This window comes from Corynebacterium sp. MSK032 (assembly GCF_030232065.1).
Taxonomy (GTDB): Bacteria; Actinomycetota; Actinomycetes; order Mycobacteriales; family Mycobacteriaceae; genus Corynebacterium; species Corynebacterium jeikeium_D.
Window position 1 is genome coordinate 166701 of the sequence record NZ_JASPJR010000001.1, and the last position, 14522, is coordinate 181222.

General features: G+C 58.2%; 16 protein-coding genes. 13 read left to right on the top strand and 3 right to left on the bottom strand.

Annotated features, from left to right (window positions below; all coding sequences use genetic code 11):
• Positions 1-94: 94 nt before the first annotated feature.
• The 10 genes from QP995_RS00730 to QP995_RS00775 all read left to right on the top strand — a co-directional run bounded on the left by QP995_RS00730 (position 95) and on the right by QP995_RS00775 (position 8176).
• Positions 95-346 carry an ATP synthase F0 subunit C gene (locus tag QP995_RS00730; RefSeq protein WP_016422456.1) on the top strand — a complete coding sequence of 84 codons (252 nt, stop codon included), beginning with the start codon at positions 95-97 and terminating at the stop codon, positions 344-346.
• A 32-nt stretch (positions 347-378) separates the two neighbouring features.
• Positions 379-942, top strand: a complete 564-nt coding sequence (locus QP995_RS00735) for a F0F1 ATP synthase subunit B (RefSeq protein WP_005509352.1) — start codon at positions 379-381, stop codon at positions 940-942.
• Positions 943-947: 5 nt separating this feature from the next.
• Positions 948-1766, top strand: a complete 819-nt coding sequence (locus QP995_RS00740; protein WP_070429330.1) for a F0F1 ATP synthase subunit delta — start codon at positions 948-950, stop codon at positions 1764-1766.
• 54 nt (positions 1767-1820) lie between these two features.
• Positions 1821-3464, top strand: coding sequence for a F0F1 ATP synthase subunit alpha (atpA, locus tag QP995_RS00745; protein ID WP_005509387.1), 1644 nt, complete (start codon positions 1821-1823; stop codon positions 3462-3464).
• A 53-nt stretch (positions 3465-3517) separates the two neighbouring features.
• Positions 3518-4498 carry a F0F1 ATP synthase subunit gamma gene (locus QP995_RS00750; RefSeq protein ID WP_005509705.1) on the top strand — a complete coding sequence of 327 codons (981 nt, stop codon included), beginning with the start codon at positions 3518-3520 and terminating at the stop codon, positions 4496-4498.
• 2 nt (positions 4499-4500) lie between these two features.
• On the top strand, positions 4501-5940 hold the full coding sequence (atpD, locus tag QP995_RS00755) for a F0F1 ATP synthase subunit beta (protein ID WP_005509621.1): 1440 nt from the start codon (positions 4501-4503) through the stop codon (positions 5938-5940).
• An 11-nt stretch (positions 5941-5951) separates the two neighbouring features.
• Positions 5952-6323, top strand: coding sequence for a F0F1 ATP synthase subunit epsilon (locus QP995_RS00760; protein WP_049172054.1), 372 nt, complete (start codon positions 5952-5954; stop codon positions 6321-6323).
• Positions 6324-6540: 217 nt separating this feature from the next.
• Complete coding sequence (locus QP995_RS00765; RefSeq protein WP_016422460.1) at positions 6541-7044, top strand: DUF2550 domain-containing protein; 504 nt, start codon at positions 6541-6543, stop codon at positions 7042-7044.
• A gap of 77 nt (positions 7045-7121) precedes the next feature.
• Positions 7122-7814 carry an endonuclease NucS gene (gene nucS, locus QP995_RS00770; protein WP_005509457.1) on the top strand — a complete coding sequence of 231 codons (693 nt, stop codon included), beginning with the start codon at positions 7122-7124 and terminating at the stop codon, positions 7812-7814.
• Between the two features lie 2 nt (positions 7815-7816).
• Positions 7817-8176 carry an Rv1322 family protein gene (locus tag QP995_RS00775; RefSeq protein WP_088611476.1) on the top strand — a complete coding sequence of 120 codons (360 nt, stop codon included), beginning with the start codon at positions 7817-7819 and terminating at the stop codon, positions 8174-8176.
• A gap of 2 nt (positions 8177-8178) precedes the next feature.
• On the opposite strand, the gene mce is transcribed toward QP995_RS00775, so the two are convergent.
• Entirely contained in the window at positions 8179-8631 is a 453-nt protein-coding gene (gene mce / locus QP995_RS00780) for a methylmalonyl-CoA epimerase (RefSeq protein WP_005509354.1), read from the bottom strand.
• A gap of 31 nt (positions 8632-8662) precedes the next feature.
• Between mce and QP995_RS00785 the strand changes: the two genes are divergently transcribed.
• Together QP995_RS00785 and QP995_RS00790 are read left to right on the top strand one after the other, a co-directional pair.
• Complete coding sequence (locus QP995_RS00785) at positions 8663-8968, top strand: thiamine-binding protein (RefSeq protein WP_049172056.1); 306 nt, start codon at positions 8663-8665, stop codon at positions 8966-8968.
• 84 nt (positions 8969-9052) lie between these two features.
• Complete coding sequence (locus QP995_RS00790) at positions 9053-10102, top strand: co-chaperone YbbN (protein ID WP_070595727.1); 1050 nt, start codon at positions 9053-9055, stop codon at positions 10100-10102.
• Positions 10103-10153: 51 nt separating this feature from the next.
• Here QP995_RS00790 and QP995_RS00795 read toward each other — a convergent pair whose 3' ends face one another.
• A complete protein-coding gene (locus QP995_RS00795) occupies positions 10154-10549 on the bottom strand; it encodes a TIGR02611 family protein (RefSeq protein WP_016422463.1) in 396 nt (131 codons plus the stop codon).
• Positions 10550-10882: 333 nt separating this feature from the next.
• Between QP995_RS00795 and QP995_RS00800 the strand changes: the two genes are divergently transcribed.
• Positions 10883-12055 carry a serine hydrolase gene (locus QP995_RS00800; protein ID WP_088611478.1) on the top strand — a complete coding sequence of 391 codons (1173 nt, stop codon included), beginning with the start codon at positions 10883-10885 and terminating at the stop codon, positions 12053-12055.
• Between the two features lie 128 nt (positions 12056-12183).
• On the opposite strand, the gene glgB is transcribed toward QP995_RS00800, so the two are convergent.
• Positions 12184-14379, bottom strand: a complete 2196-nt coding sequence (gene glgB / locus QP995_RS00805) for a 1,4-alpha-glucan branching protein GlgB (protein ID WP_088611479.1) — start codon at positions 14377-14379, stop codon at positions 12184-12186.
• Between the last annotated feature and the right edge of the window lie 143 nt (positions 14380-14522).

Consider the following 14522-nt stretch of genomic DNA (forward strand, 5'->3'; position numbering starts at 1 on the left):
TAATAGCAAGACCCACTTGACCCACAAAAGCCCCGGGCCTACTTAGAACAATCTTTAATCCGGGGCCATCCTTTAAGAAAGGGAACGGTTCATAATGAACGACGTCATCCTCTCCGCCCAGGACGCTGTCCAGGCTGTCGACACCAACGCTGGCCTGAAGACCATCGGTTACGGTCTGTCCACCCTGGGCCCGGGCCTCGGTATCGGCATCGTCGCCGGCAAGACCGTTGAGGGTATGGCACGCCAGCCTGAGATGGCCGGCCAGCTGCGTACCACCATGTTCCTGGGTATCGCCTTCACTGAGGCTCTCGCCCTGATCGGCCTGGTCGCAGGCTTCGTTTTCTAAGTCCGGACCTTCAAGCGGAGAACACGTAAACCATGACAGATTTCACCTTTTTGCTAGCGGCGGGTGACCTCCCGATGGGAGAGTCCATTAACCCGCTGCTGCCAAAGACCTATGACATCGTCTGGTCCGTTGTCCCGCTGGTAGTTATCCTGGTTCTCTTCTGGAAGCTCGTTCTTCCGAAGTTCCAGGAGGTCCTGACCGAGCGGGAGGACCGGATTGAGGGCGGCATTGAACGCGCTGAAGCTGCACAGGCTGAAGCCAAAGCCGCTCTGGAAAAGTACAACAGTCAGCTCGCAGAGGCCCGTACTGAAGCAGCAAAGATTCGCGACGAAGCCCGTGCACAGGGTCAGCGCATCATTGCAGACGCTACGACCAAGGCTAATGACGAGAGCGCACGAATCATCGAGTCCGGTGAGAAGCAGCTCGCTGCCCAGCGTGAGCAGGTAGTCGCAGAGCTGCGCAAGGAAATGGGCCAGAACTCCATCAATCTCGCTGAGCGCCTTCTGGGCGAGCAGCTTTCCGACGACGTTCGTAACTCGTCGACGATTGACAACTTCTTGTCCAACCTTGACACCGTGGCCCCGGCCGGAAAGTAGGCGACATGCACGCAGCAAGCCGCGAATCCCTGGCAGCCCTTAGCCAGCGACTGGACGCCGCTATCAGTGGCGACAATGTCGCTGTTGCTCAGGCTGCTCAGACTGGTTCCGAGCTTTTCGACATCGTCGAGGTCCTGGACTCCGACCGCGGCCTGCGTGTCGCTGTCGCCGACACCTCGGCGACTGCGGAACAGCGTTCCGGCCTTGTCCGGAGCCTGTTCGCGGGCAAGGTATCTGAGACGACTCTTAACCTCGTCGTGGATGCTGCCGCGCAGGTATGGTCCACCCCGCGTGAAATGCGTGAGGGTTTGGTAGAGCTGGGCCGTCGAGCCCTCCTTCGCTCTGCCGAAGGCCAGGGACAGCTTGAGACTGTTGAGTCTGAGCTGTTCCAACTGGGACACATCCTGGCTGAGCAGTCGCAGCTTGAACAGCTGCTGGCCGACAAGGCCGCAACCCCCGAAGCCAAGCGTGGGCTCCTCGCCTCTGTGCTGTACGGCAAGGTCACTTCCGTGACCGAAACCCTCGCACTGCAGGCTGTTGGCCGCCCATCCAAGCGCCCCGCGGACGACATTGACTCCCTGTCCCGGCTAGCCGCCGGCCTGCGGAACCACGTCGTCGCTCGCGTGACCAGTGCCACGGCCGTCTCTGACGAGCAAGAGCGAGCACTGGCGGACAAGCTCGGCCGAGTCTACGGCAAGGCGATGTCCATCCACACCGTGATCGATAAGTCGATTCTCGGTGGACTGGTCATCCGGGTTGGCGACGAGGTCATCGACGGTAGCCTTTCAACAAAGCTTGAGAAGCTGCGCGTCGGCCTCGGCTGACGGATGGTTTAGACGATTAATCACTGGAAGAATATTACCGAGAGCAGGAAGAACATGGCGGAGCTGACGATCTCCTCCGACGAGATCCGTAGCGCGATTGCGAACTACACCTCGAGCTACTCCCCGGAGGCCTCCCGCGAGGAGGTTGGCGTTGTTATCAGTGCAGCTGATGGTATCGCCCAGGTTTCGGGAATGCCGTCGGTCATGACGAATGAGCTTCTGGAGTTCCCGGGCGGCGTTATTGGCGTCGCTCAGAACCTCGACACCGACAAGGTCGGCGTTGTGGTGCTGGGTAACTTCGAGTCGCTTAAAGAGGGTGACGAGGTAAAGCGGACGGGTGACGTCCTTTCGATTCCGGTCGGGGACAAGTTCCTCGGTCGCGTAATTAACCCCCTGGGCCAGCCGATTGACGGCCTGGGCGACATTGAGGCTGAAGAGGACCGCGTCCTCGAGCTGCAGGCACCGACCGTGCTGCAGCGTCAGCCGGTTGAAGAGCCGATGGCTACTGGTATTAAGGCCATCGACGCAATGACCCCAATTGGTCGTGGTCAGCGTCAGTTGATCATTGGTGACCGTAAGACCGGTAAGACCGCGGTCTGCCTGGACACCATTTTGAACCAGAAGGCTAACTGGGAGTCCGGTGACCCGAGCAAGCAGGTGCGATGCATCTACGTTGCTATCGGTCAGAAGGGCTCCACCATTGCTGGTGTGCGCCAGACTCTCGAGGAGCAGGGCGCACTCGAGTACACCACCATCGTTGCTGCCCCGGCGTCGGATGCCGCAGGCTTCAAGTGGCTTGCACCATTCGCAGGCGCCGCACTGGGTCAGCACTGGATGTACCAGGGCAAGCACGTCCTGGTCATTTACGATGATCTGACTAAGCAGGCAGAGGCATACCGTGCCATCTCGCTGCTGCTGCGTCGCCCGCCGGGACGCGAAGCTTACCCGGGTGACGTCTTCTACCTCCACTCCCGTCTGCTGGAGCGTGCTGCGAAGCTCTCCGACGACATGGGTGCAGGCTCGCTGACCGCACTGCCGATCATCGAGACCAAGGCAAACGACGTGTCGGCCTTCATTCCGACCAACGTCATTTCCATTACCGACGGCCAGGTCTTCCTCGAGTCCGACCTGTTCAACCAGGGTGTCCGCCCGGCTATTAACGTCGGTGTGTCGGTTTCCCGTGTTGGTGGTGCCGCACAGACCAAGGGCATGAAGAAGGTTTCCGGTAACCTGCGTCTGGACCTCGCGTCCTACCGCGACCTGGAAGCATTCGCAATGTTCGCATCCGACCTGGACGATGCCTCCAAGCGTCAGCTGGAGCGCGGTCAGCGTCTGGTTGAGCTGCTGAAGCAGAAGGAAAACCACCCGCAGCCGGTCGAGTACCAGATGACCTCCATCTACCTCGCTGGCGAGGGCGAATTCGACGATGTCCCGGTTGAGGACGTCCGTCGCTTCGAGGCCGAGCTGCTTGAGCACCTGCAGGACACTCAGCCTGCAGTCTTCGAGCAGATTGACGGCGGCGTCGCCTTCTCTGACGAGTCCAAGGCTGCTCTGAAGTCCGCTACCGCTAACTTCAAGAAGTCCTTCCAGACTTCTGAGGGCGCACCGCTGGCTTCCGAGGCTCCGGTCGAGGCACTCGACGAGGGCGAGCTCAAGAAGCAGCAGATTACGGTCTCCCGCAAGACTGCCCAGAACTAGGCAGGTTGAGCTACTCAATGACCGTTTTCGCAATTGAAGGGAGGGAATAGGACATGGCGAATCTTCGTGAACTTCGAGCCCGAATCAAGTCGGTGAACTCGACCAAGAAGATCACCAAGGCCCAGGAGCTTATCGCAACCTCGCGCATTACTAAGGCGCAGCGTCGCGTAGCAGACTCCCAGCCGTACGCCGACGAAATCGAGAAGGTCATCGGACGTCTCGCATCGGCTTCGTCGTTGGATCACCCGATGCTCGTAAAGCGTGAGGGTAACCAGCGTGTTGCAGTCCTGGTTGTCACCAGTGACCGCGGCATGTGTGGCGGCTACAACCACAACGTCCTGAAGAAGGCTGCAGAACTGCGTACCGCTCTGGAAGAGCAGGGGCATGAGGTCGTTCTCTACGTGACTGGCCGTAAGGGCACCGACTACTACGACTTCCGTGGTGTCGAGCTCGCCGGTACGTGGGAGGGCTTCTCCCAGGATCCGGACTACGCCGCAACCCACGACGTGCGTCGTCACCTCATTGATGGTTTCAACGCTACGGCCGAGGGCACTGCCAAGTACCGCGAAGGCCTGCGTGGCACCAACGGCGAGGCCGTTCAGGGCTTCGACCAGGTCCACGTTGTCTACACGGAATTCGTGTCCATGCTTTCTCAGATTCCGCGTGCACACCAGATGCTCCCGATTGAGCCTGTGTACGAGGATGTCGAGATTGCTCAGGGCGAGGACATGCTGTCCGATGGATCAGATGACCTCAAGCCGGACTATGAATTCGAGCCTGATGCAGACACCCTGTTGGCAGAGCTTCTGCCGCAGTACGTGTCCCGCACTCTGTTCGCAGTGATGCTCGAGGCCGCTGCCTCTGAGTCCGCTGCCCGTCGTAACGCTATGAAGTCCGCGACGGACAACGCTACCGAGCTGGTCAAGGACCTCTCGCGTGTTGCTAACCAGGCACGTCAGGCACAGATTACCCAGGAAATCACAGAAATCGTCGGTGGCGCCGGTGCGCTCGACGACAGCGGAGAAAGTGACTAGATATGAGCACAGCTCTAAGTGAGCAGAACACCACCACGGCTGTGGGCCGTGTTGTGCGTGTCATCGGTGCCGTCGTCGACGTGGAGTTCCCGCGTAACGAACTGCCGGCACTTTACAACGCGCTGACCGTGGAAGTTACCCTTCCTTCGGTCGCCAAGACCATTGTCCTCGAGACTGCACAGCACCTCGGTGACAACATGGTTCGTACCATTGCTATGGCTCCGACCGACGGCCTGGTCCGCGGTGCAGAGGTCAAGGACACCGGTAAGCCGATTTCGGTTCCGGTTGGTGACGTCGTCAAGGGTCACGTCTTTAACGCAATGGGCGACTGCCTGGATGAGCCGGGCCTGGGTCGCGATGGTGAGCAGTGGGGCATCCACCGTGAGCCGCCGGCCTTCGACCAGCTCGAGGGCAAGACCGAGATTCTGGAAACCGGTATTAAGGTCATCGACCTGCTGACCCCGTACGTTAAGGGCGGCAAGATTGGTCTGTTCGGTGGTGCCGGTGTCGGTAAGACCGTTCTGATCCAGGAGATGATTACTCGTATTGCACGCGAGTTCTCCGGTACTTCGGTCTTCGCCGGTGTTGGTGAGCGTACCCGTGAGGGCACCGACCTCTTCCTGGAAATGGAAGAGATGGGCGTTCTCCAGGACACCGCCCTCGTCTTCGGCCAGATGGACGAGCCTCCGGGAGTCCGTATGCGCGTCGCGCTGTCGGGTCTGACCATGGCAGAGTACTTCCGCGATGTTCAGCACCAGGACGTGCTGCTCTTCATTGACAACATCTTCCGTTTCACCCAGGCCGGTTCTGAGGTTTCGACCCTGCTGGGTCGTATGCCTTCCGCCGTGGGTTACCAGCCGACCCTGGCTGACGAGATGGGTGTTCTGCAGGAGCGCATTACGTCCACCAAGGGCCGTTCGATTACCTCTCTGCAGGCCGTCTACGTGCCTGCCGATGACTACACCGACCCGGCTCCGGCAACGACCTTCGCCCACCTCGATGCAACCACCGAGCTCGACCGCTCGATTGCATCGAAGGGTATTTACCCGGCAGTGAACCCGCTGACTTCGACTTCTCGTATCCTCGAGCCGTCGATCGTCGGTGAGGAGCACTACCGCGTTGCTCAGCAGGTTATTAACATCCTGCAGAAGAACAAGGAACTCCAGGACATCATCGCCATCCTCGGTATGGACGAGCTGTCTGAGGAGGACAAGGTGACCGTGCAGCGTGCACGTCGTATCCAGCGATTCTTGGGTCAGAACTTCTTCGTTGCTGAGAAGTTCACGGGTCTGCCTGGTTCGTACGTCCCGCTGAAGGACACCATCGTTGCCTTCGACCGCATCTGCAAGGGCGACTTCGACAACTACCCGGAGATGGCCTTCGACGGCCTGGGTGGCCTCGACGATGTCGAGAAGAAGTACGCTGAAATGCAGAAGAAGTAAGGGGCATCCTCATGGCTGAAATCACCGCTGAACTGGTTGCCGTTGAGCGACCGCTCTGGAAGGGCAAGGCCACTTTGGTCTCTGCTCAGACCACCGAGGGTGAGATCGGCGTGCTGCCCGGACACCAGCCGTTGCTTGGCCAGCTGGTCAACAACGGTACGGTGACCATCAAGACCGCAGACGGCAAGGTTCTTGTCGCTTCGGTACAGGGTGGGTTCATTTCCGTGTCTACCTCGAAGGTTTCGATCCTCGCGGATAAGGCAGTCTGGGCTGACGAGGTTAACCTCTCCGAGGCCGAGTCCAACCTGACTTCGGATGACCCTGCAGTAAAGGCTCAGGCTGAGTCGGAGGTCCGCGCGGCTCGTCGCGCTTCCACCAACTAGTCTGTTCGCCTGAACATCCGGTCGCACGACCGTATTCTTCCTGCTTCTTTAAACGGGGCGGGGAGCTCGCAAGAGAAATCTTGCCAGCTTCCCGCCCCGTTTTTCTTAGTTATTTTTCATGTCAGTGCAACAATCGGGTAGGGTTTGTAAAAAGCCTCTAAAGCGCTTTTGAACCAAGGTTCGTCGTCTATTCACCCGGATGCGAGGCTGGCAGATAGTGTTTTCAAGCGTAACCATGATGTCAATCATGTTCATGATTATCGGTGCGATGTTGATCGTCGGCGGGGTCCTTGCCCTGTGGCGTTTCGCCAGCCTGCATGCAAAAGGTACTCCTGTTATTGCTCGTCGCCTTCCTGCAGGTGATGGCAGTCATTGGCGCCATGGTGTCATTGTTTATTCCGAGTCGACGTTGAAGATGTACAAGCTACGTTCGCTGCGTCCTGGCTGTGATGCCGAATTTGCCCGTCACGATGTCACTATTGTGGATCGCCGAGATCCGACTGACATCGAGGCGGGTTTTTTCGCGCCCGGGCTTCGGGTAGTCAGGATTAAAACGGGGAAAAATACCGAATGGGAGTTTGCCGTGGACTCGTCCTCGGACACTGCGCTGGTGGCGTGGGTGGAGTCGAAGCCGTCGTCACGCCAGACTCGTGAGTTTCCTACAGACATTGAGCGCCGTTTCCGTTCGGCTTATAACCGTGGCCGAGGAAGTCAGTATTAGCCTCGGACGACAGGCTATTGCTAAGGCTCTAGTGGGTATTGTTTTCTCCCGCGCGGCAGTCACGTTAGGGTAGGGGAATGCGCCTTGTGATTGCTGAATGCACCGTTGACTATGTCGGTCGCTTGAATGCCCATCTGCCTCATGCCCCGCGCTTGCTGTTGGTGAAAGCTGACGGTTCTGTTTCTGTGCATGCCGACGACCGTGCATATAAGCCTCTGAACTGGATGACACCGCCGTGCACGCTGACGGAGAAGGATATTCTCGACGAGTCGGGTGAAGACACTGGTGAAAAGCTCTGGGTCGTCGAGAATAAGAAGGGCGAGCAGCTTCGTATAACTATCGGCAAGGTGCTGGCTGATAGCACGTACGAACTGGGAGAGGACCCTGGCCTTGAGAAAGACGGGGTAGAAGCGCATCTACAGGAACTGCTTGCAGATCAGTTCACAACGTTTGGCGAGGGCTACACCCTGATTAGGCGCGAATACCCAACCCCGATCGGACCGGTGGATCTGCTTGGCCGCGATGAAAACGGCGCCACCGTTGCAGTCGAGGTTAAGCGTCGGGGCGGTATCGATGGTGTTGAGCAGCTAACCCGTTACTTGGAGATGCTGAACCGCGATGAGCTGCTGGCACCGGTGGAAGGGATTTTTGCTGCCCAGGAGATTAAGCCACAGGCCAAGACTCTGGCAGAGGATCGTGGGATTCGCTGTGTGACCGTGGATTACGACGCCCTGCGTGGCCTGGAGTCCAATGAGTTGCGGTTGTTCTAGCCATGCCTAGGCGAAACCACAAGCGGCGCGGTAATCAACGAGGTAATCAACGCGGCGGGCGTAATAACCACGGCCAGAATCGCGGCAGCCTGCCCGCATTTGGCAGTTCTTTCCAAAACACTCGCACTGAATCTGGGCCTGCCGGTTGGCAGGACGTGGACTTTGCGGTGCGTAACATCAGCGCTGGCCAGTCGAACAAGGTTTATCGCTGTCCGGGGTGCGACCAGGAAATCATGCCCGGGACCTCGCACATCGTGGCATGGCCGCAGGATTATGGTGCAGGCGCCGATGACCGGCGCCATTGGCACACCAACTGCTGGCGCAATAGAGCTCACCGCACTATCACGCGCCGCTGGGGATAGATTTACTTAGCCGGCTCAACGAGCTCCAGCAGGACGCCACCGGCATCCTTCGGGTGGATGAAGTTGATGCGCGAGCCTGCGGTGCCGATCTTCGGCTCCGGGTACAGCACGCGGGTGCCCTGCTCCTTCAGGTGCGCCATCAGCGCTTCCAGGTCAGTGACGCGAACGGCGTACTGCTGGATTCCTGGCCCCTTCTTGTCCAGGTACTTTGCAATCGTGGACTGGTCATTCAGCGGCGCGAGAATCTGAACGAGAGTGCCACCTTCAACCTTGTCAGCCGGGCCGACCATGGCCTCGTGGACACCCTGCTCTTCATTGACTTCATCGTGGTAGTTGATGAAACCAAGGTTTGCGCGGTACCACTCAATAGCGGCATCAAAATCCGGGACTGCGACGCCGACGTGATCAACAGCGACTACGTACTTATGGGGAACGGGAATCTGTGTCTCACTCATAGTTCCCAGGGTACTCGCTATTATCGGCGCCATGATTGTCGCATTTTCTGTTGCCCCCACTTTCTCCGATCCTGAGCAGGGAATGGCTGAGGCTGTTGCTGAAGCCGTGCGTGTTGTGCGCGAATCTGGCCTGCCCAACGAGACCAATGCCATGTTCACCCTTGTTGAAGGCGAATGGGATGAGGTGATGGATGTCATTAAGCGAGCCACGGAAGCAGTCAGCCGTGTCAGTCCGCGTACTTCTCTGGTCATCAAAGCGGACATTCGCAACGGATATACCGGGCAGCTGCGTGCGAAAGTGGATGCGGTCGAGGATGCGCTGAAAGCCACCGACTAGTCTCTTGTTCGGATTGGACACGTAGGCTCTACATAGGTCTTTACATAGGCTTTACGACGACACTGGAGAGGAACCCCTTTGACGATGCCAGCTGGACATGGTCACGCACATGGCCATTCTCATGGTCACTCGCATGGAGCACACGGTCACCGCGAGTGCTCGACTCCGCCGCCACCACCCGGCACGGTTGATTTGGAGCAGCTCCACCAGCGCGCCGAAGCCGAACGTAAGCGCCGAGAGGAGATCGAGCGGGCAACCAGTGATCAGGGAAATGGGCTTCCTCCTGTAGTTGAGATTGTCCCGCAGACCCTTGAGGCAGAAGTCGTTCTGCGCTCGGAGCAGGTCCCGGTTATTGTCTTGATCGGCATGGCTGGAGCAGCTGATTCGTTGCGTCTTCGGGCTGAGCTAGAAGGCATGGCCCGTGAGGCTAACTTGAACTGGATCCTGGCGTGGGCAGATGCTGAGGAGCATCCGCAGCTGGCCCAGGCATTCGGTGTGCAGGCAGTGCCGACAGTCACGGCTGTGGCTATGGGCAGTCCCATTGGCATGTTTGTCGGCGAGAAAACCAGGGATTGGCTGGAGCAGTGGCTGGCGCAGGTTATGGAGGCCACTCGGGGTCGTCTCAAGGGGTTGCCGGCGGGAACTCGTATGGCTGGGGAGGGCAGCGGGCCGGAGGCTCCGGAGCCGACTGACTTCTTCGGCAATCCCGTACCCACCGATGACCCGCGTTTGGAGCAGGCTGAAGAGTTGCTCGAGGAGGGCGATTTCGACGGAGCGTTGGAGCTGTATGACGCTATGCTGCAGTCCGAGCCCGCAAATCAGGGGCTGAAGCGCGCTCACGCGAATGTGTCCTTCTTCGCCCGCGCTGCCAAAATCGATCGCAGCGCAGATCCAATTGCAAAGGCCGACGCTGCGCCGAAGGACGTCGCGCTCGCCCTCGATGCCGCGGATGTCACGATGCTTGTCGACGATCCAGCGAAGGCGCTCGATCGTTTGTTGAAGTTGCTCCCGCAGGTGTTTGGCGATGACCGTGAGGCCATCAAGTCGCGTCTACTAGAGCTGCTTGTGCTATTCGATACCGCAGATCCAGTGGCATTGGATGCACGCCGGAGGATGGCTAGCGCACTGTACTAGGAGTACTGGACTAGGGGCACTGTACTAGGAGCCTGGAAAGCGCTCAGGCTCCTAGCTTGAAGCGTCGGTGTATGGCCAGTCATCCGGAGCCATGAAGTAGTAGACGCTGCCCATTACAGCGGCCATAAACGCCATTAGCAACAGGAAAAGTGTTGCTTTCATTGCCACATGACGCTCCGCATACCAGGCGTAAAAGGCGTCCAATTTTGCTGCCAACCAGATGTTCAGGCGACGTGTCGGCGGATGCACCAACGAGAGAATTCCCAGTGCAACAAAGATGCAGAGCCATCCGGGAGCAGGAGTTGGCAAAATGATAATGCCAACAATGAGCAATACGAAGCCTGCGACGAGAAGAACCGGGGAGAGTACCGGCCCATACCAGGTGTTGCGCATATGGGCATGGCGAATCTGCATGCGGTCCATCAAGCGATGTACCTTTTCCTTCATTGCGATTCACTTCCTCCGATTTTCGGTGCCGTGCGCTATTTCTAGCAGCGGTCTCGGACGAGGCATCGTTGAAGCATTAAGCATCAAATGTGCAGCTCAACTGCCTGGGTGCACCGTTGGACATTGATTCTTTTAATCATGTCTATATTTAATCCATTGTTGCACAAAAGCTGCGCCCCAGTGCAACGAGATTTTTCGGAAGGTGGTAATCTTCCAACAGTTCTCAGTGGTTTACAGCAGTTACCACTGCATCTCATCCACCTGTTCACCTCAGACAGTTCATACTGCGCTAGGTGCCTTTGGTCTTCAGTTTTCTGCAGCCAGGAGTTTTGCATGCGACTTCGCCCCAAAGCCCTTCGCGCTACTTCCGCCTCGGTCATTGTTGCGCTTTCGGCCTCGACTCTGTTGGCAGGGTGCACCATCGATGTCCCAAGCACCACCGGGTCCAAGGCCACCACTGCTACCACAAAACCTAATGCTCCAGATAACGGTTGGGATGCTTCCGAGGAAGTCACCTGGTCTGATGCACAGGACGTCCTCGATACTGCGGCTAAGAGTTTCTCCGACAACTATGGCATTGATTTAGGTGTCTATTTGCGTGTCATTGACGGTCCATACAAAGGGCTCACGGCGTCGGTAGGCGAGGATACGAAGGAGTACTCCGCATCGACCATCAAGGCTCCGTTAGTGGTTACTGCGCTGAAGAAATTCGGCGATGACCTAGACAAGACGGTGACGGTCGATTGGGACAATGGTGTTGGCGGAAGCGTGATTGGCCCTGGCCAATACACGCTCGACGGGCTGTTGCAGTACGTGATGCGGTATTCGGACAACACCGCGGCGAATGGGTTGATTGACGCTGTCGGTGGTTTCGACGAGGTCAACAAAACCATCAAGGAAGCCGGTGTTGATGACAAGCGCTACCACCTGGGCAACAAGTTCAACATCCCCAATCCCAGCGGTGATCGGTCCTGGTTTACTCCCTCTCAAGCTGCGCTGTTCATGGCACGTCTCCAGGAAGTGGCCGATGGCACCTCAAAGCACAACTTCATTACCAAGGACACGGCACAAACTGCATTGACCTACCTCACTTACGGTGGTTCGCAGAAGTTTGTGATGTACGTCGGCTCCGCGGTCCAGAAGACCGGTGACACTGCCGAGGGCGTTAATGACCACGGTATTTTGTACACCGCAGCCGGACCCATCGCTTACGCCATTACGACGCGCTTTGATGAGGTGCCGCTCAATGAGCTTACCGACGGACTGCTCGGCCAGCTGGGTTCCCAAATAGCCCCGCTTCTGCCGGATTACAATCGCCTTGGTAAGGATGGCAAGCCACTGACTGCCAAGCAGGCTGCGACGTGGAGCGCGGATGAGGATGGCGACGGCATTCCGGATCGTATCGGAACCGACAGCATGGATGGATCCGCGTACACCGATGATTCAGATTCTGCGAATTACAACGAATCTTTGGAACCTGACTGGTTCAATCCGTTCCGAGGATAGGACCTGGATACGCTCCCTAAAACAAAATTGCCCGTGAGTCAGGTTTTCAGGCCGAAACTCAGATCACTGAAAACCGTGCAGCACGGGCAATTCCTATGAGATTGTCTTTTGTTTGGCTTGATTCGGGACTAGCCCTGCCACTTCAGCCAAACGGCGGTGTTGGCCGGCAGCACCAAATCAATCGAGTGAGCCTGGCCGTTCCAACCGTGCTCAACCGCGGTCACAGTACCGTTTTCACCGTAGCCGGAGCCCTCGTAACGCGATGCGTTTGTGTTCAGGATCTCCGTCCATTGACCACCGCGCGGTACGCCAATCTTGTAGATTTCCTGCGTGGTTCCCGACAGGTTATAGACACAGGCGACGACCGATCCATCGGTGCCGTAACGGACAAAGGACACAACATTGTTTGTGGAATCATCCGCGTTAATCCACTGGAAGCCCTCTGGGCGGTCATCCTGGGTGTAGAACGCCGGGTTTTCCTTGTAGATGGCGTTGATGTCCTTAACCAGCAGCTGAATGCCGCGGTGGAATTCGCCGCTCCAACCTTCGAGGTTGTCCCAAGCCACGGACTCATCGTGGTTCCACTCGTGGTTCTGGCCAAGATCCTGACCCTGGAATAGAAGCTGCTTGCCCGGGTGTGCCCACATGAAGGTCAGGAAAGTACGTAGGCCTGCGGCCTTATCCCAATCGCCGCCCGGCATGCGCTCCCACAGCGAGCCCTTGCCGTGCACGACCTCGTCGTGGCTAATCGGCAGAATGAACTCTTCCGAGTAGGCGTAGACCATAGCGAAAGTGAGCTCATGGTGGTGGTAGGAGCGGTAAATCGGCTCCTTGCTGAAGTACTCCAGCGTGTCATTCATCCAGCCCATGTTCCACTTCATAGAGAAGCCCAAGCCACCGTGCTCGGTAGGTGCGGTCACACCCGGCCAAGAAGTGGATTCTTCGGCCACGGTGAGGAAGCCCGGGTTGTGCTTGTGTACCGTGGCGTTGAATTCCTGCAGGAACTGAACAGCATCGAGGTTTTCACGGCCACCGTACTGGTTCGGCAGCCACTCGCCTTCATTGCGGGAGTAGTCTAGGTACAGCATGGAAGCCACTGCGTCGACGCGCAGACCGTCGATGTGGAACTCTTCCGCCCAGTACAGTGCGTTGGCGTAGAGGAAGTTGCGTACCTCGTTGCGGCCGAAGTCGAAAACGTAGGTGCCCCAGTCGCGCTGCTCGCCGCGGCGCCAGTCCGGGTGCTCGTAGCAAGCCGTGCCATCGAAGCGGGCAAGTGCGAACTCGTCCTTCGGGAAGTGCCCCGGAACCCAGTCCATGATGACACCGATGCCAGCGGCGTGGAAGGCATCAACTAGACCGCGGAACTGATCTGGGGTGCCGAAGCGGCTGGTCGGAGCGTAGTAGCCGGAAACCTGATAACCCCAGGAACCGGTGAACGGGTGCTCACATACCGGCATGAACTCCACGTGGGTGTAGCCCATGTCGACCACGTAGCGCACCAGCTTCTCCGCCATAACTTCGTAGCTCAGGCCCTGCTTCCAGGAACCCAAGTGGACCTCGTAGATAGAGATGGGCTCTTCGGTCCAGTCAGTGTTGGCGCGCTTTTCCATCCACGCTTGGTCACCCCAGGCGTAGTCAGAGGTCGCAACAATCGACCCGGTAGCCGGTGGGAGCTCAGCAGCACGCGCCATAGGGTCGGCCTTATCGCGGCGCTGTCCCTCCGGTGTCGTGATCGCGAACTTGTAGATTTCGCCCTCACCCACACCCGGGATGAACAGCTCCCAGATACCTGCGCCACCCATAGAGCGCATTGGGTACTGCGCGCCGTTCCACATACAGAAGTCACCGACCACGGCGACGCCGCGTGCGTTCGGAGCCCAGACCGTAAACGAGGTGCCTTCGACCGTACCCAGCTCTGTGTCGTAACTGCGAAGGTGAGCACCGAGAACCTTCCACAGTTCCTCATGACGTCCCTCGCCGATTAGGTGTAGGTCACCAGCGCCGATAGTGGGGAGGAAACGGTAGCCGTCGGCACGCTCTACGGTCTCGCCGGAGTCCCACGTAATGCGCAGACGGTAGTCGAAGTCATCGCCGCCGGGGACGAGGGCGGTGAAGAAACCGTCGCCCAGGTTCTCCGCTTCAAACTCGCCGCGCGTGCTGACGACAGTAACTGCCTGAGCGCCGAAGACCCTCGTGCGAATAACCGTGTCACCGTCCACGACGTGTGCGCCGTAGATGCTGTGCGGATCGTGATGGGTGCAGTAGCGCAGGCGATCCATATCGCCGGAATCAATTGCGAGGCGGGGATCTGTGTGGGCTCCCATGGAAGGTCCTTCCGAAGCGTTTCTAGGTAGGTGAATGTGAAGTTGTTGAGTTCAGTTCTAAAGAATTAGAGGGAGGTAGGGGACAGTGGGCTGCTAACTCACCCGCCAGCCTAACGACGAATCGTTGCGACAGTGGTCAGGTC

Excerpts from the sequence above, each read along its gene's own strand:
- QP995_RS00730 (WP_016422456.1), top strand. The coding sequence starts at position 95 with ATGAACGACGTCATCCTCTCCGCCCAGGACGCTGTCCAGGCTGTCGAC.
- QP995_RS00735 (WP_005509352.1), top strand. The coding sequence starts at position 379 with ATGACAGATTTCACCTTTTTGCTAGCGGCGGGTGACCTCCCGATGGGA.
- QP995_RS00740 (WP_070429330.1), top strand. The coding sequence starts at position 948 with ATGCACGCAGCAAGCCGCGAATCCCTGGCAGCCCTTAGCCAGCGACTG.
- atpA (WP_005509387.1), top strand. The coding sequence starts at position 1,821 with ATGGCGGAGCTGACGATCTCCTCCGACGAGATCCGTAGCGCGATTGCG.
- QP995_RS00750 (WP_005509705.1), top strand. The coding sequence starts at position 3,518 with ATGGCGAATCTTCGTGAACTTCGAGCCCGAATCAAGTCGGTGAACTCG.
- atpD (WP_005509621.1), top strand. The coding sequence starts at position 4,501 with ATGAGCACAGCTCTAAGTGAGCAGAACACCACCACGGCTGTGGGCCGT.
- QP995_RS00760 (WP_049172054.1), top strand. The coding sequence starts at position 5,952 with ATGGCTGAAATCACCGCTGAACTGGTTGCCGTTGAGCGACCGCTCTGG.
- nucS (WP_005509457.1), top strand. The coding sequence starts at position 7,122 with ATGCGCCTTGTGATTGCTGAATGCACCGTTGACTATGTCGGTCGCTTG.
- QP995_RS00775 (WP_088611476.1), top strand. The coding sequence starts at position 7,817 with ATGCCTAGGCGAAACCACAAGCGGCGCGGTAATCAACGAGGTAATCAA.
- mce (WP_005509354.1), bottom strand. The coding sequence starts at position 8,631 with ATGAGTGAGACACAGATTCCCGTTCCCCATAAGTACGTAGTCGCTGTT.
- QP995_RS00785 (WP_049172056.1), top strand. The coding sequence starts at position 8,663 with ATGATTGTCGCATTTTCTGTTGCCCCCACTTTCTCCGATCCTGAGCAG.
- QP995_RS00790 (WP_070595727.1), top strand. The coding sequence starts at position 9,053 with ATGCCAGCTGGACATGGTCACGCACATGGCCATTCTCATGGTCACTCG.
- QP995_RS00795 (WP_016422463.1), bottom strand. The coding sequence starts at position 10,549 with ATGAAGGAAAAGGTACATCGCTTGATGGACCGCATGCAGATTCGCCAT.
- QP995_RS00800 (WP_088611478.1), top strand. The coding sequence starts at position 10,883 with ATGCGACTTCGCCCCAAAGCCCTTCGCGCTACTTCCGCCTCGGTCATT.
- glgB (WP_088611479.1), bottom strand. The coding sequence starts at position 14,379 with ATGGGAGCCCACACAGATCCCCGCCTCGCAATTGATTCCGGCGATATG.